The 23,551-nt window shown below is 57.1% G+C and carries 18 protein-coding genes; 4 read left to right on the top strand and 14 right to left on the bottom strand.

Features of this window, described 5'->3' with window-relative positions:
• Positions 1–23 precede the first annotated feature (23 nt).
• The 4 genes from ABIB45_RS19915 (at position 24) to galU (ending at position 4,782) form a co-directional block, all read left to right on the top strand.
• Complete coding sequence (locus ABIB45_RS19915; protein WP_354217576.1) at positions 24–1,226, top strand: hypothetical protein; 1,203 nt, start codon at positions 24–26, stop codon at positions 1,224–1,226.
• A gap of 88 nt (positions 1,227–1,314) precedes the next feature.
• Entirely contained in the window at positions 1,315–2,916 is a 1,602-nt protein-coding gene (locus ABIB45_RS19920) for a tyrosine-protein kinase domain-containing protein (RefSeq protein ID WP_354217577.1), read from the top strand.
• A 9-nt stretch (positions 2,917–2,925) separates the two neighbouring features.
• Entirely contained in the window at positions 2,926–3,831 is a 906-nt protein-coding gene (locus ABIB45_RS19925; protein WP_354217578.1) for a nucleotidyltransferase family protein, read from the top strand.
• A 60-nt stretch (positions 3,832–3,891) separates the two neighbouring features.
• Entirely contained in the window at positions 3,892–4,782 is an 891-nt protein-coding gene (galU, locus tag ABIB45_RS19930; RefSeq protein ID WP_354217579.1) for a UTP--glucose-1-phosphate uridylyltransferase GalU, read from the top strand.
• Positions 4,783–4,805: 23 nt separating this feature from the next.
• On the opposite strand, the gene ABIB45_RS19935 is transcribed toward galU, so the two are convergent.
• The 14 genes from ABIB45_RS19935 to ABIB45_RS20000 all read right to left on the bottom strand — a co-directional run bounded on the left by ABIB45_RS19935 (position 4,806) and on the right by ABIB45_RS20000 (position 23,240).
• A complete protein-coding gene (locus ABIB45_RS19935; RefSeq protein WP_354217580.1) occupies positions 4,806–5,252 on the bottom strand; it encodes a VanZ family protein in 447 nt (148 codons plus the stop codon).
• Between the two features lie 81 nt (positions 5,253–5,333).
• Complete coding sequence (locus tag ABIB45_RS19940; RefSeq protein ID WP_354217581.1) at positions 5,334–5,945, bottom strand: LPXTG cell wall anchor domain-containing protein; 612 nt, start codon at positions 5,943–5,945, stop codon at positions 5,334–5,336.
• A 181-nt stretch (positions 5,946–6,126) separates the two neighbouring features.
• Positions 6,127–8,064 carry a DUF4012 domain-containing protein gene (locus tag ABIB45_RS19945; protein WP_354217582.1) on the bottom strand — a complete coding sequence of 646 codons (1,938 nt, stop codon included), beginning with the start codon at positions 8,062–8,064 and terminating at the stop codon, positions 6,127–6,129.
• Positions 8,065–8,359: 295 nt separating this feature from the next.
• Positions 8,360–9,829, bottom strand: a complete 1,470-nt coding sequence (locus ABIB45_RS19950; protein ID WP_354217583.1) for a sugar transferase — start codon at positions 9,827–9,829, stop codon at positions 8,360–8,362.
• Between the two features lie 25 nt (positions 9,830–9,854).
• Entirely contained in the window at positions 9,855–10,829 is a 975-nt protein-coding gene (locus ABIB45_RS19955) for a GDP-L-fucose synthase family protein (protein ID WP_354217584.1), read from the bottom strand.
• Positions 10,826–11,854 carry a GDP-mannose 4,6-dehydratase gene (gmd, locus tag ABIB45_RS19960; RefSeq protein ID WP_354217585.1) on the bottom strand — a complete coding sequence of 343 codons (1,029 nt, stop codon included), beginning with the start codon at positions 11,852–11,854 and terminating at the stop codon, positions 10,826–10,828. Before gmd ends, ABIB45_RS19955 begins: the two co-directional genes overlap by 4 nt.
• Positions 11,855–12,030: 176 nt before the next feature.
• Complete coding sequence (locus ABIB45_RS19965; protein ID WP_354217586.1) at positions 12,031–13,353, bottom strand: lipopolysaccharide biosynthesis protein; 1,323 nt, start codon at positions 13,351–13,353, stop codon at positions 12,031–12,033.
• 11 nt (positions 13,354–13,364) lie between these two features.
• Positions 13,365–14,243 carry a glycosyltransferase family 2 protein gene (locus tag ABIB45_RS19970; protein ID WP_354217587.1) on the bottom strand — a complete coding sequence of 293 codons (879 nt, stop codon included), beginning with the start codon at positions 14,241–14,243 and terminating at the stop codon, positions 13,365–13,367.
• A complete protein-coding gene (locus ABIB45_RS19975) occupies positions 14,240–15,034 on the bottom strand; it encodes a glycosyltransferase family 2 protein (protein ID WP_354217588.1) in 795 nt (264 codons plus the stop codon). The genes ABIB45_RS19970 and ABIB45_RS19975 overlap by 4 nt, the downstream gene beginning before the upstream one ends.
• Positions 15,031–16,077 carry a glycosyltransferase gene (locus tag ABIB45_RS19980; protein WP_354217589.1) on the bottom strand — a complete coding sequence of 349 codons (1,047 nt, stop codon included), beginning with the start codon at positions 16,075–16,077 and terminating at the stop codon, positions 15,031–15,033. Before ABIB45_RS19980 ends, ABIB45_RS19975 begins: the two co-directional genes overlap by 4 nt.
• 13 nt (positions 16,078–16,090) lie before the next feature.
• On the bottom strand, positions 16,091–17,224 hold the full coding sequence (locus ABIB45_RS19985) for a polysaccharide pyruvyl transferase family protein (protein WP_354217590.1): 1,134 nt from the start codon (positions 17,222–17,224) through the stop codon (positions 16,091–16,093).
• Positions 17,202–18,269, bottom strand: a complete 1,068-nt coding sequence (locus ABIB45_RS19990; RefSeq protein ID WP_354217622.1) for a glycosyltransferase family 4 protein — start codon at positions 18,267–18,269, stop codon at positions 17,202–17,204. The genes ABIB45_RS19985 and ABIB45_RS19990 overlap by 23 nt, the downstream gene beginning before the upstream one ends.
• A gap of 89 nt (positions 18,270–18,358) precedes the next feature.
• A complete protein-coding gene (locus tag ABIB45_RS19995; protein WP_354217592.1) occupies positions 18,359–19,849 on the bottom strand; it encodes a tyrosine-protein kinase domain-containing protein in 1,491 nt (496 codons plus the stop codon).
• A 1,282-nt stretch (positions 19,850–21,131) separates the two neighbouring features.
• A complete protein-coding gene (locus tag ABIB45_RS20000) occupies positions 21,132–23,240 on the bottom strand; it encodes an acyltransferase family protein (RefSeq protein ID WP_354217593.1) in 2,109 nt (702 codons plus the stop codon).
• Between the last annotated feature and the right edge of the window lie 311 nt (positions 23,241–23,551).

Raw genomic sequence — 23,551 nt, forward strand, 5'->3', positions numbered from 1 at the left:
CAGCTTCAGATTCGGGGGGAATCATGAGCGATGGCAACGTACAGGTGGCGTGGGCGCCCCTGCAGAGTGAGGAAAATCTGGGCCGAAAAGACCCGCTGTGCCTGAACATATTGGGCGTGGAGTTCACTGTTCGCTGGGGCCGGGGCGTCACGGGGGAGCAGCGGAAGAGGATGCGCTCAGCGTGGGTGCGGTGTGCCAGGGAAAGCGCACCTCACCTTCCGTCACTGCCCAGGGAACCCAACGGCTCCCAGCCTTTCTCAGCGTCCGTCACCTATCAGTCACTGAGGAACGACGTCGGCACGTTCGCCTTGCAGGCCGTCTCCTTTGACGAGCTGGCTGAGAACCTCACTTCCCGGCTCACCGTCGCCGCCATCCTGGCCAACGCAGGGGAGCTCACCATGCTGCACGCCTGCGGGGTGGCTGACCAGGTCACGGGAGCGGTCGTTGCTCTGGTTGCCAAGTCGGGAACCGGCAAAACCACCGCGGCCTCCGTGCTGGCGGGAACATATGGGTACGTCACTGACGAGACGGTCGCTATCAGGCCCGACGGCTCCGTGGTTCCGTATCCTAAGCCGCTGTCCCTGAAGCAGGAGTACGTTGTTCCAAAGCGTCAGGTGGGCCCGGACGAGCTCGGACTTCAGTCGGCTCCCGCCAAGCCCTTCATCCAGTCCATCGTGCTGCTGGACCGGGTTGAGGGCGCTCAGCGGGTCCTCCCAACCCTGAGCAAGGTCCCGCTCGCCGACGCCCTTCTCGCCCTGATCCCCGATTCTTCCTCGCAGGGCGAAATCGACCTGCCGCTGCAGTCGCTGTGCCGCCTGATCGACAGCGTCGGGGGAGTGTGGCGGGTGACTTATTCGGAAGCCGCCGATCTGCCAGCAGCCTTGGCACCGCTGTTCCGGGAGCAGCGTCCCTCGAAGCCCGAGTGGGAAGCGCCCGGACTCGAAACCGGATTCACGCCCATCCCAGCCGGCCACGTCCGCCGGACGGCGGCAAAGGATGCCGTGGCCATCGCCGGCGACCTCCTGGTGATGCTGGACAAGGAGATTGCGCGCCTGAGCGGGATCGGGCCGGCCATCTGGGAAGCAACCGCGAACGCCGTAGCGGAAGACCAACTGGCCGACGAAGTCGGCAAAGTGCACGGCCACCCGGAAGGCTACCGGAAAGCCGTCTCCGAGGCCGTCCAGCAGCTCATCGCGATATCAGTCTTGGAAAAGGCCAGCAACTAGCCGCCAAACCGCGTGGGGACCACCAGAAGCCGTAACCCGGCAACGAAGACCGGCCAACGCACACGAACTTGAACGAGAAGGAACCACCATGAGCGTCACAACAGCCACCCCGGGGGAAGCGCCGGCAGGCCTGGACCTGGCTGACTACCTGCGTGTAGTCCGCACGTACTGGAAAGCGATCGTCGCGTTCACCCTGCTGGCCACGCTGGCGGCGTTCGGCTGGACGGTCCTGCAGCCCAAGATCTACTCCTCTGACTCCAGCGGCATTGTGGTGACTCCGGGGTCGGACAACGTCAGCCTCTCCCTCGCCGGCGACAGCTTGGCCAAGGCGAAGGTCAAGAACTACGAGTCCGTGGCGAAGTCGCGTCTCGTGGCGGACCGCGTCATCGCAGACCTGCAACTCAAGACCACTGCAGACGCCCTCCTCGGCTCCATCAGCGTAAAAGTCCCGCTGGACACTGCGGAGATCCGGGTGACGGCCCAGTCGCCGGACCCTGCCACCGCCCAGCGCGTGGCCGATGCCTGGGTCAACGGGCTCGCCGCCCAGGTGGAAGCGATCGAAACGGCACCTGCCACCGCTGAGACAGTTGAGGGCACGGCAGTAAGGCCCGACGCCGGAACATCCGCCGCTGCGCCCGCTTCAGCAGTGCGCGTGCTTCCGCTGGGCAAAGCGGTCCTGCCTTCCAGCCCGGTGTCGCCGAACGTGAAGCTCACCCTGGCGCTCGGTGCGCTGATCGGCCTGGCTCTGGGCGTGGCCTACGCGCTGGTCCGCCGGCACCTGGACCGGCGTATCCGCGGCGCCGTGGAGATCGAGCAGCTCTTCGGGGTTCCCGTCATCGGAACCCTCCCCGTTGACCACCGCCTCGACGAGAGAAGCACCATAGTGGATGCCAGCACGGCCACTCACGTCCACGACGCGGGCGGGGCGATGGCCGAGGCCCTCCGCGAACTGCGCACCAACCTCAGCTTCCTTGATGTGGACCAGCCGCCGCGCATCATTGTGGTGACGAGCTCCGTGCAGTCAGAGGGAAAGTCAACGGTCACGGCCAACCTGGCGGTCACCATGGCGGCCGCCGGCGAGAACGTCGTAGTGGTCGACGGCGATCTCCGCCGCCCCACCCTGGTGGACGTCTTCAATCTCGTTCCGGGAGCCGGGGTCACCGATGTTCTGACCGGCACCGCCACGCTGGATGATGTCCTGCAGCCGTGCGGCGCCCTGCCGAACCTTTCCGTCCTGGGCTCCGGCCGCATTCCGCCGAACCCCAGCGAGCTGCTGGGGTCGCGGGCCATGAAGACCATGCTGAACACCCTGGCCGAGAACGGTGTTGTCCTCATTGACGCTCCGCCGCTGCTTCCGGTGACGGACGCCGCAGTCCTTTCCCGCGCGGCCGACGGCGCCATCGTTGTGATCCGGACCGGCAGGACCACCCAGGAGCAGCTTGCGGGGTCGCTGGGTAACTTGGACAAGGTCAAGGGCCGGATACTGGGAGCGGTCCTCAATTACGTGCCCACCCGTGGAAACGGCTCGTACTCCTATTACGGGACGTACAAGTCCGCGCCCGCTCCCGCGTCGGCTCAGGCGCTCGCCTCGGCCGTTTCGGTGGACCAGAAACCGGCAGGCGCACAGCAGCACAGCGTGGAGGGAAGCCTGCAGGAGTCCGTGCCCGCCGGCCGCCGGGCACGAGTCTAGGTTTCACGAATGAAAGATGGCGCCGAGGAGGCGCAGCTCAAGATTTCCGAGGCCGTCCTGCTAGGCCATGCCATGGTGCAACGGGTTGCGGACGGATTGGGGATCCGGGCGTTCTTCATCAAGGGCCCGGCTAGTGTCATCCAGGGGCTCCGCCTGCCAAAGGTCTCGGGCGACGTGGACGTCTTTGTGTCGCTGGAAGATCTGGAGGAGATGCTTTCAGGCCTCCGGGATAGGGGCTGGCGGCAACGCCCGGTGGACCCTGACAGCCGGACGTTTCCAAAGCACTCGGTGACCGTCGACCACCCGGAATGGCCCTGCTGCATCGACGTTCACTTCCGCTTCCCGGGAATGGAGCGCGAACCCGCTGACTGCTTCGACGTCATGTGGGCGAACACCGAGGACTTTGAACTTGCAGGACAGGAGGTGCGGATCCCGTCAAAGGCGCTGGGGATTCTCATCCTTGCTTTGCACGCCCTGAGGTCGCCGCACCTGTCGCAGTGCCGCCAGGAACTCGAGTTCCTGTCCGATCTCGCAGTACGGCAATCGCTCGCCCCGGCCATACTGGCCATGTCTACGTCCACGAGCGCCCTAGCTGCCATGCGCCCTTTTCTCGAGGACCTGCTCACCCATACGTTGCTGGTGGACTGGCCCAATGCCTCCGCGGAATGGCGCAATCGACTGTTGGCCAAAGAGCCGGGCAGCGCCAGGCTGATCGCGATTGCCCAGGTCCCTCTGCGGGAGAAACCCAGGATGCTGTTCCGTGCAGTCTTCCCGACGCCGGAAGTGCATCTGTCCCGCGACATTTACGCCGACATGTCTTTCCGGGGCAGGCTCAAGTCTCACAGAGCCCGGTGGGTTCGGTTCTTGCGTGCGCTCCCGCGAATCGCGCGGGACCTGAAGTCTGTCGGTGATTGAGCCGGTCGAAATCAAGTCACTAATTGCGGGTTTCCTCCAACGATTTTGTAAGGTTCAGTCATGACAATGGGGAAAATTATTACCAAAGCCGTCATTCCTGCTGCCGGACTGGGGACTCGTTTCCTACCCGCCACCAAGGCCATGCCGAAGGAAATGCTGCCAGTGGTTGACCGGCCGGCCATCCAGTATGTCGTGGAGGAAGCCGTCAAAGCCGGGCTCGACGACATTCTGATGATCACCGGGCGCAGCAAACGCGCTCTCGAAGACCACTTCGACCGTGCGCCCGGGCTCGAACGGACGCTGGAGCTAAAAGGTGACAAACAGCGACTCGCCTCAGTGCAGGAGGCCTCGGATCTGGGTCCCATCCACTATGTCCGCCAAGGTGAGGCCAAAGGCCTTGGTCACGCTGTGCTTTGCGCACAGCAGCATGTGGGCGAGGAGCCGTTCGCCGTCCTACTGGGTGATGACCTTATCGATGAAGCTGAGGACCTGCTCACCGCCATGATGGAGGTGCAGCAGAAGACCGGTGGGTCCGTCATCGCACTGATTGAGGTGGACCCGACTCAGATCAGCGCCTATGGCTGTGCGGACATCACGGCCATCGACGGTGCAGACTATGTGCGGGTCAATAGCCTGGTGGAGAAGCCGGCGGCTAGCGAGGCGCCGTCCAACCTTGCCGTCATCGGCCGCTACGTGCTGCACCCCTCCGTGTTTGGTGTCCTGGAAAACACGCCGCCGGGCCGCGGCAATGAAATCCAGCTGACTGATGCGCTTCAGACACTGGCTGCCAGCGACGGAGAAGGGTCTGGCGTGTACGGCGTGGTCTTCAAGGGCCGCCGCTACGACACCGGCGACAAGCTCAGCTACCTCAAAGCCGTCATCACGCTGGCTTCAGAGCGTGTGGAATTTGGTGAGGACCTGAAGACTTGGTTGAAGGCCTTCGTGGGCTAAAGCTTCTTACCTCTGCATGGCGCCTACAGGCCCGTCGCTGACAAGCGGCGGGCCTGCAGGCATCTCAGGACCACCGTGGCCAAAAGGGCACCTATGAAGGCCCCTCCTGTGTTTGTGACAATGTCCGCAATACTCGCGAGTCGATTGTGAAGAAACAGCAGTTGGCCCAACTCGATGCAGCAGGAGACGAGCAACCCCAGGATTCCGATCCGCCACCATTTTCGTTTGGGATAGGCCAACCCTGCCACAGCACCCACGGGCACAAACAGCAGGACGTTGGCTGTAGCCTCGACAAATTGGTAATTGAACCACGCGGGAATTCCATGACTGTGGAGCAACTTCAGGACATCGGCGAGCTGGCCATGGACAGGAGCATCAACGGGACTGGGCCAGAAGGCAATTAGTCCTAGCGGAACCAGCATGGCGATCAGGATGAAACGCCAGAAACGGCGGCTGTCGACGTAGTTCAAAAAGCTCCCTTAAAGGCAGAGGGTGGGTACCCTCCGGAAGCCGGAGGATACCCACCCTCTTTGGTAAAAAATGTGTTGCGGTTACGGCGTGGTCTCTGCCTTGGCCCGGCGACGAACAACAACCACGGAGGCTGCACCGGCGGCCAGGGCGCCTGCGCCAACCAAGGTCCACAGGATCAGGCCGGAGTCAGCGCCGGTATTGGCGAGGCCCGCAGCGCTGCCAGTGTTGGCGAGCGGAGCGCCGCCGGTGTTGGCAAGTCCAGCGCCATTTGCGTAGGCCGCGTCAACAACCACCGTAACGGGGCCCACCGAGTTGCCGCTGGTGTTGCCCGTGGCGGTGAGGAGGTATGTTCCTGCTTCGTGGATGGCGATCGGCACAGAGAAGTTGCCCTGGGCGTCAGCCTGAGCACTAAGGGTCGTCTCCGCGAAAACGTTGATCCTGGTGGCCACGGAGCGGCCGCCGATGGTGGCGCCGTTTGCCGCGGGCGGGTTGCCCGGAGTCACCCGAATGGTTAGGGTCTCACCAGCGAAGGGGCCACGGCCGCGGAAGACGAAGGATTCGCCCGGGCCCACGGTGCCGTCTGAAACGGCGGCCTGCGGCGGAATGGCCGGGTAGTTGGCCGCGATGGCCGGCGCGGTGCCCACGAGTGCCAGTGAGCCTGCAAGTGCGAGTGCTGCGAGTGCTTTTTTCATGGTTGTCCCCCCGGAGACGTTTAAGTTTTGTGTATCCGATTTCTTGAGGAGGTTCCTCTCCGCACGAGACCTGTGCGGAAATCCCGGATATATATCCCAAAGAGACGTTACCACTTCTGTCGAAAGGGGGGCAACGTCAATCAAGACGGTTTACATAGTGTTAACGCGGTGTCTATGACTACTAGCCACATTGCGGAACTACTGTGGGCAGGATCACATCTTTGACATCCTGAACGGTAGGCGTGACAACAACGTTAGGCTCCGTGTGTTGAACGATTTTCCCGAACGTGATGTCAACCGTCCTACTCTCCCCGGGCGCTAGCTGAATTGCGATTACACCCACAGGCCGGTTGCTGTGTCGATAGGGAGCGAAGTCGGTTGGTTGTCCGTCGAGTTTTGCCGTCTCCACGTTGGCTTGGACGGGGCCGTACGCAACGATGTTGGTCTGCACCGATCCAGCTGGCACCCCGAACGCGCCACCACCGGTGACGTAGGCGGGCAGTGACGTTGCTGCGTCCGCGGGTGCCGTGTTGGTACTTGTTACGCGGACGGTCGTCTGCTCGTAGCCGTTTTGAGGGCATTCCTTCACTAACTGCACGGTGCGTTTGACGTGGTAATCCATTTTGGCGCCGGTGCCGTCGTTGAAGTAGGCACCGAATTGAGCCGGGGAGATGCTGGGTCCAGCGACCGACCCGCTCAAGGCGTATTGGCCAATTACGGACTGTTCCGCTGGATATCCAGACCAGACGAGGACACGGCCCTCGGAAGAGGCTCGCGTCAGTCCTTCGATCAAGCCTTTAGCATTTCCTTTACCGGCGGACAATGCCGAAAAAATCTCTCGTGCGACACCAGCGAAGTAGATGTCTTGGCTCGCAGGCTTGTTAATCTTGGCGTACACATCAGAGAGTAATGTCTGAACGATGTTGTTACCGGTCAGCTCCGTCGGAAGGCCCGCTGATGCCAGCGCCACGAGGGCAGGCTGCGTTATCTTGACAGGGCCGGTGGCTTCCAAAACATAACTAAGCGCCACGGGGTCGATAGAGATTACGCCATCAACCGTCTGACCGGTCTTCCGCTCCCACATGGTCTTAGCCGTAGCGGCAGCCGTTGGGAAGTCTGGCGTTAAATTGATGTCCTGCATGTACTTACCTAGACGACTGGAGTAGATCTGCGTCTGCTCCAGATCCGTTTCGACGGGCGGGCTCATAACGCCTAGTTGAGTCGCACTCGTTTGGTCGCTCAACGAAAGTTGTCCATTATGCACTTGCAGCGTGGCAAGCGCCCCAGGAATACCGCCGGATGCTCGGGCCTCAGCGTTGTTTTGAAAAATGAGAAGATAGGTCCGGGCGGATTCGGATCCCATCATGGGCGGGGCTAACTGAGAAACGGACGCTGCGGCTTCCAGCGCATTGTTAATAGACTCCAGTTCAGTCCTGGCCAATTCTAACGGCGTGGCAACTTGCGGAAGCAAGGTTGCAGTGTCGATTTCATCAAGCCGCCGCGCGGAATTCTTGACGGCATTCGCGGCGGTGGTGATGCTTGGTGAGGCGTCCTGCAGTGCTTTGAAGTCTGCGCCCATACGCGATGGGACCAAATCGTCCCACCGCAAGGATCCGAAGTCCTGCACCAATGGGGTGATTGCCAACGTCGTCACGTCATCAGCGGTCCTTGCAACTTCAGATACCGCAGCGAAGTTGTCACCAACACCCGGCAACGCCGCGGCTAATGTCCAGAGGGGATCTTGGCTTGCCTCCCTAGCGGAAGTCGCGTGGGCTCGCATCAGGTCCGCCGTGGCGGCCGCCTTAGCTGCCTCGTTAGCCTCTATATCTTTCCTGAGAACCGGAACCAACTGAGTCACGGCTTTTAGCTCGAACTCGACAGCCTGAGCCTTAGAAGCCAGCCAAGCGACGCCGCCAATTATCACAACTGCTAGTCCAGCGAGGACCACGACAGCGGTCACCAATCGCCCGCGCCAGCTTCGTTTGCCTTTGGATCTGTGCCCGGGCGAGTAAGGGGAATTGTAGTTGTTGACCGCTGGCGTTATTTTCTGACCTGCCATGCCTAAGGGTGCCCCAGTCTTCGTAGATTCCGCCGGCAGTCCGATGCTTTTCGGGTCCACTGCCCCTTACCATTCATGAGAACGAAAGGCTGAAATGTTCATATAAATAATTTGGATACTCGTTCCCACTAAAACGAGCTTGTCTCCGCAACTTCTTGAGCCTGACACTATCAAACCGGCAATGAGACGTTGGAGTCGATTGTAGGTATGCGTTTGGCTGACGGCCTTTGAATAATCCCGAATGTAAGCTAGTCCGAACAGCGCCGAATGATATTTCATGCCCGGCGGTGTTGTAAGCGCTACGGCGTTCACATCAATCGGCCTTACCGTGAGCCGAGCTAGCGTTCTCCTTCATTCAAACGGCACCCGTACTAGCAAAAACAGCCTTGAAAGTCTTCATGAGTATCACTACATCGCCCATAAGCGACCAATTTTCTACATAGTACAAGTCAAGTCTGATGCTCTCTTCCCATGAGAGATTCGATCTTCCGCTAACTTGCCACAGACCACTCATGCCTGGACTGACGTAGAGTCTGCGGTGCGCGGCGTCGTCGTACAGGGCAACTTCGCCTTCGCGTTGAGGCCGGGGACCGACTAGGCTCATTGTCCCCCCTAACACATTCAGCAATTGGGGTAGTTCGTCTAGAGAATACTTCCTGAGTATTCGACCTAGGGAAGTGATACGCGGGTCATTCTCTACCTTGAACAAAGGAGTCCCGGCTGAACCCTGGGCAGTGAGCAGTTGATGAAGTTGTGCGTCCGCGTCTACTTTCATTGACCGGAACTTCAACATCTCAAACGTCGTTCCGCGCAATCCAATTCGAGATTGCTTGTAAAACACTGGTCCTCCGTCCGTCACTTTAACGAGGAAAGCCAACAAGAGGAAAATTGGCGAGAGGCATGCCAAGAGGATGCCGGCTACCACCAAGTCAAAGGACCTTTTTGCGACCTTTTTTCCACCGGTGAGTTTCGGCGTGGAAACATGGATGAGCGGCAGACCTGCAACAGGCTGAGTATGGATTCGTGGCCCGGCGATGTCCGTAAGCGCCGGCGCCAAGATCATTCCGATATCGCGAGCGGCCAATTCCCAACCGAGCCTACGGAGTTCGCGGGGGTGCAAGTTGACCCCCGCGGAAACCGCAACTGCATCTACTTTCGTGGTAGCGATTACATTTAGAATTGATTCGAAATCGCTTTCGGTGCCCGTAACGGGAACCGATCGCTCGTCAAAAGGTTTTGTTGACGGTGCAGCAGGCAGGTGCGCGGCAACAGGCAAGTAACCAGCGGCCGGTGCACTCTGGAGCGATCGGACCAAATGGGCAGCTGAATGCGGGCCCCCAATGATGAGTACACGGGACGTACTTTTGCCTCGGTGCCTTTCAAGGCTTAGATGCTGGCGAACAAGCCAGCGACCTATAACCAACCCCAAAGCGCCAGCAGGGAACGCAAGTCCAACGAATCCTCTGGCCGTATCTATTCGCAGGGCATAGGACACAACGGCCACTGCGCCAAATAGCCAAGCCGAACTCGCTATCACACGTTTGTATTCTTCGGAGCCCGAACCCAGAACACGTGACTCTCGGGATCCCCAGATCTCCAGCATTAGCCACCATGCAATGACAAGCGCAACGGAGAGGACCGCATAGTCCACTTCGCGGACGTTAGTGTTCTCAATATCCGCGAATCCAAACCGAATGCCGTAGGCACCAGCCATTGCCCAAATGACAATGCCAGCATCTATGAGCCGAAGCCGGTAAGTATATCGGGCGCGCCATCCCCGCACGGATACGAATGACTTTGTACTAGCCATGCTTGGTGTATTCATCGACTCTTCCCCCTCACCAAGAGCCTCACGATCGGACGTGGTCGGAATTCGTCCGAAACCAGTTCAAGGTCCCGCGGATTCCCTCCTCGAGGGCTATCTTGGCGGTCCAGCCACTTTGCGCAAGCCGTGATACGTCGAGCAGTTTTTGGGGTGTGCCATCCGGCTTAGTTGTATCCCAAGTGATTTCGCCGTCATAGCCGACTGCGTCAGCCACGATGGCTGCCAGCTCCTTGATAGTGACGTCCGTGCCGGTGCCCACATTGACTTGGGAGGGTCCGTCGTAGTTCTCCATCAGATGGAGGCATGCCGATGCCATGTCATCGACATGAAGAAATTCTCGCCTCGGCGACCCTGTTCCCCAGTTGGCAACAGTCTTCGCCCCCGATCTAGCGGCTTCGTCGTAGCGGCGAATGAGTGCCGGTAGTACGTGGGAGCCCTCGGGAGAAAAGTTGTCTCCGGGGCCATACAGGTTCGTTGGCATAGCAGAAATCCAGGGCAGGCCGTACTGACGCCTTACGGCTTGGACTTGCATAATTCCAGCGATTTTCGCTATGGCGTAGGCATCGTTGGTGCCTTCCAGGTGCCCGGTAAGAAGAGACTCTTCCTTGATTGGCTGTTCCGCAAACTTCGGGTAGATACAGGAAGACCCGAGGAAAAGGAGCCTTTCAACCTCGTGTTCCCTTGCCGCGTCAAGGACATTTACTTGGATCCTCAAATTGTCGCTGAGGAAGTCGACCGGGTAGGTGCTGTTGGCGAGGATGCCGCCGACTTTTGCGGCAGCAAGTACGGCGTATCTCGGGCGAGTCTCAGCGAAGAAGTCAAAGACCGCCTCGCGATTCATCAGGTCTAGCTCGGCAGAGCCCCGGCCAACTAGGTCTGTGAAGCCTTCCATTTCAAGTTTGCGCCAAACTGCAGATCCGACCAGGCCTCTGTGTCCAGCCACGTAGAACTTAGCCGAACGATCGAGTGGCCTTGGCGAGAAATGTTCCCCAGTCGTCATTTCGTCCAGCTCACGAGATCAACAGTGTCAATCCAATGATTGCCGGCATTCTTCAAAACTTCGATATCTGCATCCACCATTATGCGCGCCAGCTCGGGCGTGTGCACCGAAGCCTTCCAACCCAACTTTTCTTGAGCCTTTGAGGAATCTCCAACTAATGCATCGACTTCCGTTGGCCTCAGGTATCGCTCGTCAAAACGCACATGGTTTTCCCAGTTGAGACCAGCGTGTTCAAAAGAGATCTGAAGAAAATCTCGAACGGTGTAGCTACCTCCCGTCGCAAGAACAAAATCGTCCGGTTCGTCCGCCTGCAGCATTCGCCACATTCCTTCAACATATTCGGCCGCATAGCCCCAGTCGCGGACAGCATCTAGGTTGCCCATATATAGGAGGTCCTGCTTGCCGGCCCTAATTGCGGCTACAGCACGAGTGATTTTTCTTGTTACGAATGTTTCGCCGCGTCGCGGCGATTCATGGTTGAAGAGAATCCCGTTCACTGCGTACATGCCGTACGCTTCGCGATAATTCTTCGTAATCCAGTAGCTGTAGACCTTCGCGGCGCCATAGGGAGACCGAGGGTAAAACGGAGTATCCTCGTTCTGAGGCGGCGGGGTCGCTCCAAACATTTCTGACGATGACGCCTGATAGAACCGAGTTTCGATGCCGGACATTCGAACCGCCTCCAGGAGACGTACCGTGCCTACTCCGGTGGTATCCGCCGTGTGTTCAGGTTCATCGAATGACACCCTCACATGCGACTGAGCTGCCAGGTTGTACACCTCGTCGGGCTTGATCTCGGCAAGTAGCGTCACGAGACGGGCCCCATCGCTCAGATCCCCGTAGTGGAGGAAGAGCCTAGCGGCGGAGTCATGCGGATCCACATACATATGGTCGATCCGCGTTGTATTGAATGTCGAAGCTCTTCGTATGAGTCCATGAACCTCATAGCCTTTTTTCAGGAGCAACTCGGCTAGATACGAGCCGTCCTGGCCCGTGATGCCTGTGATTAGTGCGCGCTTGGTCAAAATGCCCCCAGAAAGTTAAAAGTTTGTACGCGCAGCCCGGTGGCCGCGCAGCGATGCCAGACTATACACCGTTTGTATCATAAATCCGCAGTAGCAAGGACTGCCAAAGCGCTGCGTAATGTGGCACAAAGTCTCCCTTTGGGAAGCAGCGACAATGGATCATGATCCCTGCTGGACTATGCCGCAGATTGTCTTGCAATTCGCGAAACAGCAAGGCGCATGCTTGGCAGAACCTGTATCAACATCATACTTGCGGCCATGCACACGTATGGAGCTGCTGAACCGAGGTACGGCACGCTGGACACCGTCGCCATTATCGTCGCGACCGCCACAGCAACCACGAATGCGGCTTGGTACCAAAGAGCCCGTGGATCGGTAAGCAGCATGGCGCTGGGCTGGTGAATTGCGTAGACGAGCAGATAGGCGCCGGCTCCAAGAAGTAGAGTGATGGGAGGCGCAACGGAATTCCCCGTGAGCAGCCAAGCCGCCAAAGGCATGAGCGAAACGTATCCGACTACAAAGATTGCGCCAATTATCGCAAATATCAGGATATGAGTTTTGAACGCCGAAATCTCAAGTTCATTACGATGTATCTGCCCACGATAACGTGACCATAGGTTTTGACCAACAACACTTGTGATTGCGATAAGCGGACCAAGGAACTGCGCTGCTACAGAGTATTCGGCCACCTCTTGGGAGTTGCCGTACTGTGTGAGCAGCAATCTGTGGCTCTGAAATCCTGCCGCCATTCCTACGGAGATGAGCAGGAATGGCAATGCAGTCTGCCATGGACTGTCCCCGCCGTTGCCGCGCCGAAACAATGATACGAATGGCCATTCGGTGCGAAGTGGCGAAGTGCGCCTCGCTACTAGGTAGCCGACGAGTGCGTTAAGTATGTAGGCCGTTCCTGGCCCGAGGAAATATAGGTATGCCGGTGAATCTAGTACAAAGAGAATTACGTAAGTCAGAATTTGAACACCGGGTCCAATGAAGCCCAAACGAACAACGTCGATCATACGCCCACATCCCTGCAAGGCGCGGGCGCCTATACCCAAGGGAATTGACAGGGCAATGCAGAACAATGTGAAGGCGGCCCCCACGACAATGCCCGACTCGCCAGCTAGATTTCCAAGAGCGCTTGATAAATACCCCTCCGCATACGCCCAAATTATTACGGGCAGCAGAAGCACCATGACAATTAGCATGTAATCCCTCGCCCTGGAAACTTGCCGCTTAAAGGCCGCTTCTGTGATCGACCCTGATGTTCTGTCCGCAGTAGCATTGACGATGCTTGCACCAAGTCCTAAATCCGCGAATGGGAGTAGGTTGACCAAAGATGCAATTAGCGCAAATGCAGCGTACGTTTCAGGTCCGTGCTGACGTGCCAAGACTGCGATAACGAAGACATTTGCACCAAGTCCTGCAGCTAGGGTACATAACCTGGTGAGCGCTAAGCCGCCCAAGTCGAACTCGCGTGACTTTCTTAGAAGCGTTGACATCAAAATGCTCCTCAGTTCTTGATCAGCCGGAGCCGGAGCCGGTGGAAGGCTCTGCGGAGGAGAGAAAATGGATCCGCCACAAAACTCCTGAATATCCAAAAGGCAGTGGCGGCCCAAGCGCGATGGGCGGCTGACGATCGAGCAGCCCTTGTGAAAGCAGCAGAATTCAATTCAGTCGGCGTCATCAAATGAACAGCAATCCTTAGTTCAGCAGAATAGTGAGCTCTTATCGTCTCCTTATCTCGCATCTCTTGGAGCGGCGCTTTACTTGATTTACCCGCAAAAAGTCTGTATCGAGTCGTTGGTTGATCGTGACATAAGAATCTTCCTGTCTGACTCAGCCGAATGAACATTTCATAGTCTTCTGCGTATCGAAGTCCCAGAGACTCGATCGGTAATGCATCGGCTTCTCGTAGAGCATCACGCCGGATTACGGAGGCGGCGGGAGGCCAGGGGCCGTGGCCTTTGGTAAGAAGAGCTGCGACATCAACATGATCATAGGTGCGTCGGAGAAGACGCTCGCTGCCGTTAGGCATGACTCCCAACACACGTCCGGCAGCCACACTGGCTGTCGAATCTTCGCGAAGGACAGTTAGTGATTTGAGAACACCGACTGGTAGGAGCTCGTCGTCTGCGTCCAGAAAAACGATAAAGCGGGTTCGGGCGGCTGACAGTCCCCTATTTCTGGCAGCCCAAGCTCCGGCATTCTCTTGCTGTATTACGAGTGCACCTGCCGCCCGCGAAATATCTGCCGTTCGATCCGTTGATCCATCGTCGACAACAATGAGCGAGGACCCACTGAGGTCCAGACAACTCGTGATCGCCTTGGCTATTGTTTCCTGAGAATTGAAAGCAGGAATTATGACGGTGACGTCATCGGCTAAGGTCACGCGTTGTCCTCTGGAACAAATCTCGGATTGGCACGCCGTAATGGCCTACGCGCGATTCGGTCAACTAGAGTATAAAGCCAAAAAAAGACTGAGACCGCTGTGTCCAGTGCTTGGTATCGCGTGACTCGAATTCCGGCACTCGACCGAGCGCGCATCATATCCCTGTAATGTGCCCAGGCCGACCGGGTTGATCCTGCACCTGTAACGTCAAAGTCACAGAGTACTTCCGCCCAAACGGTCGGGTCCGATTTGAGCGACGCACGCATCATGAACTCTTGGTCGGCTGTGAGCCCCAGGTTGGTGCTATAGCCATTGAGACTCCAAAAGAAGTCACGCGCAAAGACCGACGCCTGATGAGGTATAACTTGTCCGCCGATGAGGAAGCGGGCCTTCTCAAAAGGTACCTTTCCAGCCATGCCTACGGATTCGTCACCCTTGACGATGCGACTCAGCCCGTAGCCCCAGCCGAATTTCCTTTTGATATACTCACGAGCCACAAAACTTACCGACACCTCACTATGGAACACGTCGGCGGAATTCATGAACCAAAGAAGGTCACCGGATGCCATGGTTGCACCTTTATTCATCGCATCATAACGTCCGCCATCTTTTTCGCTCACCCAGTTGACAGCATCGGGAAGGCCTGCAAGATAGTCAGCGGACCCGTCCGTTGAGCCGCCATCAACTATGATGTGCTCTATGTCGGGCCAGTCCTGTCGTCTGACACTATCGACAGTGCTTTCCAGCCCGGCTCTATCGTTATATGCAATGGTTATTACGCTGATTTTCACGATTTCTCTTCTCGCAACGTCGGCCTGAAACTGAGCAAACTGGACGTAATTTCGTAAGCCTCGGATAGCGCACCACACGCCAACGAAGGGCTAAGCCCATCGATCACCAGTGATGTCTGCCGGGAAACGGATTCTTGGAATGCTTTGTCGTGGAAAAACCTTCGGACTTCTGCAGCCATTCCCAATGTCGATTCTGGGACTGTGAGGTAGCCAAGCGAGTCCATCGTCGCTATCCGGCGGGCGATCACCGGCACGCCCGCCGCAGCCGCCTCCATTGCTGATATTGGAGCAGCTTCCCATGCGCCGGTATGAAGGTAAAGTGCGGACTGAGAAACGAGACGCCTGGCCTCGGCAGGAGTTACCCAACCCGTAACTGTGACTCCTGAGTTAATTAGTTCAGTCTTTAGATCAGTCTCTCCATCGCCAACCCAGCAGAATCGGAAGTCTGGCCCCAATTCACGAGAAACCGCAGCAAAGAGTGAGGGATCCTTCTGCGCTCCAATTCGACCGACCATGCAGACAGACTGAGCCGCAGGTTTTGAGTGGCCCATCGAGTCAGACGTTAGAACGTTAGGGACGTAGTGGACGGGCATCTTGGAGTTAAGCCTTCGTCCTAACCGGGCTTCATGAGGACTCACTGCAATTAGGGCCTGCTTGCGTCTGGCTAGTACCCACTCGATCAGCCAGAGAGTTGAGCGCCATACGGTGTTCTTGTCACGTCGCTCGAACGCATAGCAGTGCGGCGAGTAAGCAATTGCCACCGTCCGAGGTAGGAGTAAACGAGATAGACCCGCGAGGCTCGAATGCAAATGCACGATGTCAGGTCGTTCCAGCTGCACTAAAGTCCGAACGTGTCTTAGGTAAGGAAGCAATCCGCCTCTAAATTCGAGAACACGCGTTTCTTCACTAAACTCCCCGGATGCTTCTCCCTCTCGAGGACGCCCAACAACTGTGTGGTCAGATGACGTAAGAAGTTGCGTGTACTTCGAGATTGCGTTCTGAACTCCGCCACCCATGGCTTCAGTGATATGCATTATCTTCATGGCTTGATACTCACTACTCAGTCAGGCGCAGATTTGTAAGTGCGATGCTCTTTATGGTCTCTCGGAGTGAGTTGGTCCTACGCAGAATATTTCGCCGGTTCTCATCTATTGCTGCCCAATATTTTTCTGGGTTCTCTCTTATACGCTCAATCAGTTCGTCGATCTCGGGAAGAGTCGCATCTCGTGCATTTAGTACATAATCGCCCAGTCCGAGATCTTCAAAGGCACCCCAACCTTTCCGTTCGTAGCTGAGGTGAATCGCGGGAAATCCGGCGATCAACGAAGATAAAGCACCGTGCAAGCGGGTGCTAACAACAATCCTCGGTTGTGACTCGTCGAGTGCCTCCTTCATCGTTCGAGGAAATCTTCCGTTAAGTCGAAGCGTCAAAGGAAAATCGTCATTACCGCCACCTGTTGACTGCAGGGCCCATTCAAAGTTTCCTGAAACCGCGGCTGCCTCCAGCAAGTCGTAGTAGCTGCGAGGCTCGGTTAGCTCTCGCGCAACAAAAATGGGCCTTTCAGCAAGATTTGCAGCCTTTTTGTCTTGTTTAGGATCCCTAGCGAGCTCCAAAACGGCCATATCGGGCATACGCTCCATAGAGGCGACCGATTTGAACTCCGCAATTGTCCTGTCATCCCGGGCGTAAACGGTATGGAGTTGTGCAAGATTCCTCTCGATGGCGCGCTTGTAAATGCCTTTGAAAGGACCGATGCTCTGCGGCAAGTAGACACTTTTGTGCCCTTCGCTGGCAGCAAGACGAAGTTGACCGAAATGAGCGCCCCAACTCTTAATGGCAGGGCCTAGACTTCCGCCCCGTAAGTAGCCTCCTCCGACGGCCACGACTAAGTCAGCCTCGCGAACGAGGTGCCGTATTTCCTTGGTCGGCCCAAGCAGGGCAGTGGCCAGCATAGAAATACGTCGGGACCGGCGCGAAAGACAGTCCGGCAGATGTGCCTGCCATTGGTAGAACTCCTGGCCATGGAAAGCTTCGGCGTCGGAAGCGACAACCTTGATGTCGGACGGCCCCAGCGCTTGCTCTATGGCTTCGCGAGCGAGGGTTACGAGCAGTCCGTCACCGGAATTTCTAGGGCTATAGGCGTGCAGGAGGAGGACCCTAGGAAGTTCAGACGTCCAGGTATTCGACAATGGAGCTCCTTGTGCTTAGCTGCTTAAAAGACTCTAGGGCTAAGTTGAAAGCCCTTGTTCGTTCGGTAGGATCAGTTGCTAGTTTCTCGAGGACCGAAGCAAATGCTGACTCGTTGTGAAAGGTCCAGATAGGACCAGAGCCAGACAAGTCTCGGAAGACGTCTATATCGGAGGCTATTGTCCCCCGGCCGCGCGCGCGGGCTTCCCAGACAACGAGAGGATTCAGTTCCCATCGGCTGGGCATTACAACGGCATCCGACCAATCCAGATAGGGCTCAATGTCAGTCACATACGGAAGAACTTCAACTTTGTGGAGGGAACCCACATGTTTGGACATGAGTTCTAGTTCCTCTCGCTTCTCACCATCTCCGAGGCATACTAGGTGAACGGGTGTTGTTGCTGCTTTGAGGAGTTTGGGAATTCTATCGAGGCCCTTTTGCCGCGTAATTCTACCTGCGAATACTAGGCGTAGCTCGCGGATTCTGCCTTCTCGAGGCGGGACAGCTGGCGAGGAGGATACATGTATCAAGTTGTGCTCGAGGCGCGTATTATTGATGGTGCCAAAGCCCCCCTTGATAAGTTCGTCGATCGCCCGACTTGAGGGCGTTGTGATTAGGCCGGCGAAACGAACTCCTCTTTTGACTAGCACATCTTCTAGTTTTCCCAAGATCGTTGACGAGTCTTGGGACGGAAGCTGATGAAAAGTGGCGGCAAGCCTCTTGTTGACGACTAGCTGTCGGGGAACTAATCCCAAGACTAGGTGGCTGGCACGCATCAATGAATAGATTGCGCCTGAGCTTCCTAAGAAGGGCTGAATTCTTCGACTAGCCTGGAGGACACCCAGAGGATTCCTTCTGCATTCGAGCTCGGTCACGAACTCCGCCAGTTCCATTGTTGATTCATGGTTTCTACTTCCCCGGAAGAGGACAACTAGACGAACATTTTCCTTCCCTAATTGGCGAAGGATTCCTTCCAATGCGCCTTGTGCGCCCCCGCCTTCAAGCCATGGCACAACGATTAGTTTGGGGCCTTTTGAGGTTTTCATTTCATTGGTCACGGAGGTCTTTCGCGTCTAAAAAGTTTTCATCTGAATTCTAAATGCTGCATTCTTTAATGCCATTCTAGCGAGGGGCGTTACCGGCGGATGTTGTTCCGGGGGAAAGTGCTCGCGACTCTCTGTCCCCGACTGGTAGCGCTGATTTGGCTGGCCGATTCCTGCGAGAATCGACTAATTGAAGGTGCGTCATTTTCGAGAAAACTACTTGGATCTTGATTGGGATCAACTGTGTAATAGGAGTATGCGTAGGCATCTCGGGACTTGACCTGCATGCGATTGAACACGACTCCGAGTACATTGGCTTCGACCAGGTTTAGAGTGTCCATAGCTTTTTGCACGTCCTGAACTCGCGTTTTATGGGCTCCCACTACCACAACGACTCCGCCGGCATGCTGTGAAAGGACCGCGGCGTCTGTAACCGGAAGAAGGGGGGGCGCATCAACGATGATGACGTCGAAGGAAGCCTCGAGACGTGACAAGAGATGTTTCATTTCGGCGGAACCCAATAGCTCACTCGGGTTGGGCGGTATCTGGCCCGAAGTAAGGACATAGAGGCCACCCTGTCCCCACCCTTGCAGGAGGTCGTTCACGTCGGCGGCCCCGACCAGCGCCGTCGTCAAGCCGGCGTTTCGTTCCAAGCCGAGATATTCGCCGACCATTGGTCGTCTGAGGTCAGCGTCAACCAGACAGACGGATTGTCCGGCCTGAGCCAAAGCAATGGCGAGATTTGTTGCCGTCGTGCTTTTTCCCTCACCTGGCAACGACGAGGTGACGACCAAGGTTTTGGCGTGTCCAGCGACATTAGCAAACTGAAGGTTAGTACGAAGTTGTCTGAACGATTCCGCCCGAGGGCTTTGCGGAGGAGATTGAGTCAGGAGTGGCTTTTTTTGGGCGTCGGCGTCGAACGCAATCCGGCCGAGTAGGGGAGCATTGCTGACTCGACCGAGGTCCGATTCAGTCTTAATCCGTGTATCCAGGACAGTTCGTAAAACAGCCAACACCAGTCCTGACGCCAGTCCCGCAAGTAGGCCCAGAATCGTGTTGAGTTTTGTGTTGGGAGCCGAGGGGGTTGCTGGTGCTGCCGCAGGAGTGATCACGGACAGGCTTATAGGTGATGTCCCGCCCATCTTGGGCCGTTCTAACATGTCCACGGCCTTGATGAGACTATTTGCGACAGCTTGTGCTGTGGCTGCGGCTTGAACCGACGAACCGTCTGACACCTCAATGTTGATTAGGACAGTATTCAGGTCTGAAGAGGCCTTGACCCGAGCGCTAAGCTCGCTGGACGTAGTCCGCAGTCCCAAGCTATCGATTGCCGGCTGCAACACCACTGGGGTTGCGACCGTTTGTACGTATGACTGAACACGCGCTTGGCTGAATGTGTTTCCTTGCTGAAGCTCTTGGACGGAACCGGAGCTTTGAATGGAAACGAAGAGTTGTGTATGTGCCGTATAAGTGGGCTGAATCAGGACCGATGTAGCGGCTCCGACTAAGATACCTGACAACGCTAAGGCCGCGATCAGGATCCAATTGACGCGTATGATCTGTAGATAGTCACGCAGGTCCAACCGTGGCCCCCTGGTCTCACGCCTCGGGAACCGCCCGCGAGGCGCGTCCCCAGAACGGCTTTATTCTTGCGGTCCCTGAAATTGTACAGTCTCAGGTTTCGCACTGCCGCCAATGAGTCGTTAGAACGATCTGATCGATGCTCCAGAAGTCCAGTATCAACCTCACATTGGTTAAATAATTGGTTCTGCTTCGATTAGACAAGTCGAGACGCTGTCGGCTAGTCGACACAGACAGGGCAAGAAATCTTGTTGAATGTATTGTCCTAATGGCGCACTGACTGAATTGTGATCTTTGTGAGGCGAGGATTGTCGGGGGGCGCTAGGGACTGCCCCAAGTATTGTGGGCGCGAAGTGAGCAGGTACTCGTGGGGGATGCACGAACACTGACGGCCCATGAGGCGGACTACAGCCAAGATTTCATTGACATGACCCGCAAGGGCGAGCTGCGGTTTGAACAGATCGCGAGGCGGTCACGCTTTGAGCGTTGGATGGCCTTGCTAAACCCAAGGTTGCTGGCTCTGCCGGTGAAGGTGCGGGAGGTTAGGGAGTCGAGCAGCCTCTTGAGGCGGAGAACGAGGTTCGGCACGTGCTGCTGGCGACCTAGGGAGGGGCATCGTGGTGCTTGCCTCCGACAGCGTTTCCCTCTCGGTGACCTGAAAGGATTTATGCCCCGTTTGGCAAGGCCCGTTGGTGGAGCGCGTATCCGGTGTCGAGGCGGGACCGAATTGACTTGTCAATGCCGCATTAAACGTCCAGGCCGACGATCCGGCCTTCGCGTACCGGTCTATTGTCGAAGAACTCCCGGGAAACACCGGATGAAATCCTCGCGGCTGATGTGTAAGATCGGGCGCGCCCGCGTGTTAGTAGCCACTAAGACTGCCTAGGTTGCCGCGGAATTGCACGCCAGCGTCCGATGCCGGTCCATCGGCGCGACTATTTACTAATTACATGCCAGGGCAACGCTGTCATGTCATCGTCAGCCTCGCCGCTGAGACGCCGTGGCTTCCGATAGCCACGAGGCGGGGCTCGAAAAATGCCCGCGATCTTGCAGGAAGAATGCAAATCCGTCGCCAAACGAAACTTAAAGACTCCCGAGCATGACCGGATGATTGCATTGCTCGGATTGATTATGTCTGTCGCTTTGGCATCAAATCTTTGTGTGATGTCGTGGCCATCCGGTAGGTGCACGGGCACAACTTGCTGTAACGGACTTAGAGTGGATCGGCGTACTTGAGATTTACCGTCGTAGCAGTTCACCAAACCTTGCCTTGTGGTTCGGCAATCAGGCCGGTCCCAGCAATGCCGCCTCCCGCTGGAAAAGCACCTCGCGCAATACCGGCGCCAGGCGTGCACTATAGGCGTCAGTCATGTGCACAGTGTCCCTTCGAGTTGGAATGGTTCCAATGACTGCTGGACACCGACCATCCGGAAGGCAGAACCAGGGTCGGACGTCAACCAGCCGAGCCTTTCCTGCTGCACTCTCCGTTGCTTCGGTGGTGGCGAGCCACAAGGCTGTTATGGACGACTCGCACATCTTCGGATTGCTGAAGCGGTTGGCGCACGACAGCAGAGAGGGCCCTTCAGGCGGGGCGGTGAGGATTATAGGCGATTCGTATTCGATTTGCGACAGAGTCCGAGTTACACCTTCGGCCCAAAGTCTTGGAAGCTCCTCCGCTGACGCGCCAGGAAGAGACTTCTTAAGCGCAGACGCCAACACAATGGCTTCTGGGTGCTCGCCATCGATTTCGCTAACCGCCCAGTCGCGAAACTCGTCGCAGTTTTCGTACATAGATCCGTCAGTGTCGAGAACCGGCACGTCAGCGTAGGGACATCCGACCTTTGCGTAGACGGAGAGGTTCCACTCGGGGTTGTCTTTTAGCGCGGCCCAAAGCCCCGGCACCCAGTTCATAGCCATGGAATCTCCAAAGACGACGAGGGAGTTGGGGGCGGAGGAAGGGCCAATGATGCAGTGGTTTCGGACAGATTCTCGGTCATTCCAGCAATCGTCTGTTAGCACCCCGTCTACTATTTCGTGGGCGGTCTCAATCGACGGTGTTAGGCCGTTCCATGTGTTTCGTTCAGACGCCGTTAGCATCTCCACTTGGAGCGATTCAACGGCGGAATTAATCGCGGCTGGAGTTTTTGTGCCCAACAGTTCGCCAACGGTTGGATGGCTGCGTTGCGTGTAAACAGTGGCGCCAGCTAGCGCGGCTGTTGCGAGTAAAAGGCTTGCTGTCATCAGCCCGATGACGGCGACGGGCCGTACTTCGGATGAGCGCTTTGCTGCCTTGGATTCAGGGCGGAGCCAATTGGATTTCAGGACGCTCTGTTCAACCCACCTATAGGAGGCAGCTGATAGACCGGCAGTCACTGCAAGGACCAGGACCAGCGAAACCATCGAGTTGGGCGGAATCAAAACGCCAAACAGTACGATTACGGGCCAATGCCAAAGGTAGAGCGAGTATGAGATATCTCCGACATAACCAATGGGTCTGGTGTTCAACGGCCAGACGGCAACACGTTCGGCTGTACCTGTGCCAGCGGCAATGAAGATGGCAGCGAGACCCGCAGGCAGAATGGCGAGTGGACCTGGAAATCCTCCATCCGGAGTAATTAAGAATACGGAGGCAGCGATTCCAAGCACCGCGCCGAGGCTAAGTACTGACCGGAGGGGTTGTGGAACCGATCGAAGTTTGTCTGCGGCGACGGCTACCAATCCGCCGACAACAAACTCGAATCCACGCGTGAGTGTCGAGAAATATGCCGAGGATGGACTTACAGCGGTGTGGACGCAGGCCCACCCGAAGGACAGAAGGCCAACGACGGCCATCATGCCAACGACGAAGGGGGCGCTTCGTCGTCTCAGACGAATGGATAACAATACGGTTAGCGTTATGAGGACAGGCCAAGCGACATAAAACTGCTCCTCGACGGAAAGTGACCAATAGTGCTGAAAGATTGATGGTGTGCTCTGCGCAAAATAGTCAGTATTCTTTAGGGCAAATTGCACGTTGGAGACGAATAGCATGGACCAGAGGCCCTCTAGGAGCGAAGACCAGGCACGGCCGGGCCAGAAGACTATAAACGACGCGATGACCGACGACATCGCAACTAGGGCCGCCATCGGAAGGATTCGGCGGGCCCGCCTGGCGTAAAACGCCCGGTACGAGATGCGTCCTCTTGCCGTGGCCTCACGAACGAGCGTGCTTGTGATCAGAAATCCGGAGATGACGAAAAATATGTCAACGCCTATGAAACCCCCTTCCGGGTGGCCAGGTAAGCGCTGCAATAGTCCCATGTGATCAAGGATCACGAGTAGAACGGCTAGCGCCCTGAGCGCCTGGATGTCAGCTCTTCGTGTGTTCTTGCTTGGTCGAGTGGGCTGACTCAAAATTTCCCCCGGCAGGTCGTACCCTTGATTGTCAGATATGACGATACCTTGGCGATACCTGATGTCGGGTCGCGCCTACTTGTATTACCCACGGAGGCTGGTGACTCGGCTGGCGGGTGGCCGACCCTCGAGTGAGGCGTCCCCGGGTGCCGCTGTACGTGGTATGGCCAGGCCGGGAAAGCTGTGACGCGCTCGGCATTCTGAGGCGTAGGGCCGGACTTAAGGCCCTTCTGAGCATGTGCGATTAAACCGTTCGATGCTCCTGTATCGCCACGGCCCCGGCTGGGGAAGGTGCGAGTAAACCTCTCTGG

Source organism: Arthrobacter sp. UYCo732 (assembly GCF_040547265.1).
In the GTDB taxonomy this organism is placed as follows: Bacteria; Actinomycetota; Actinomycetes; order Actinomycetales; family Micrococcaceae; genus Arthrobacter.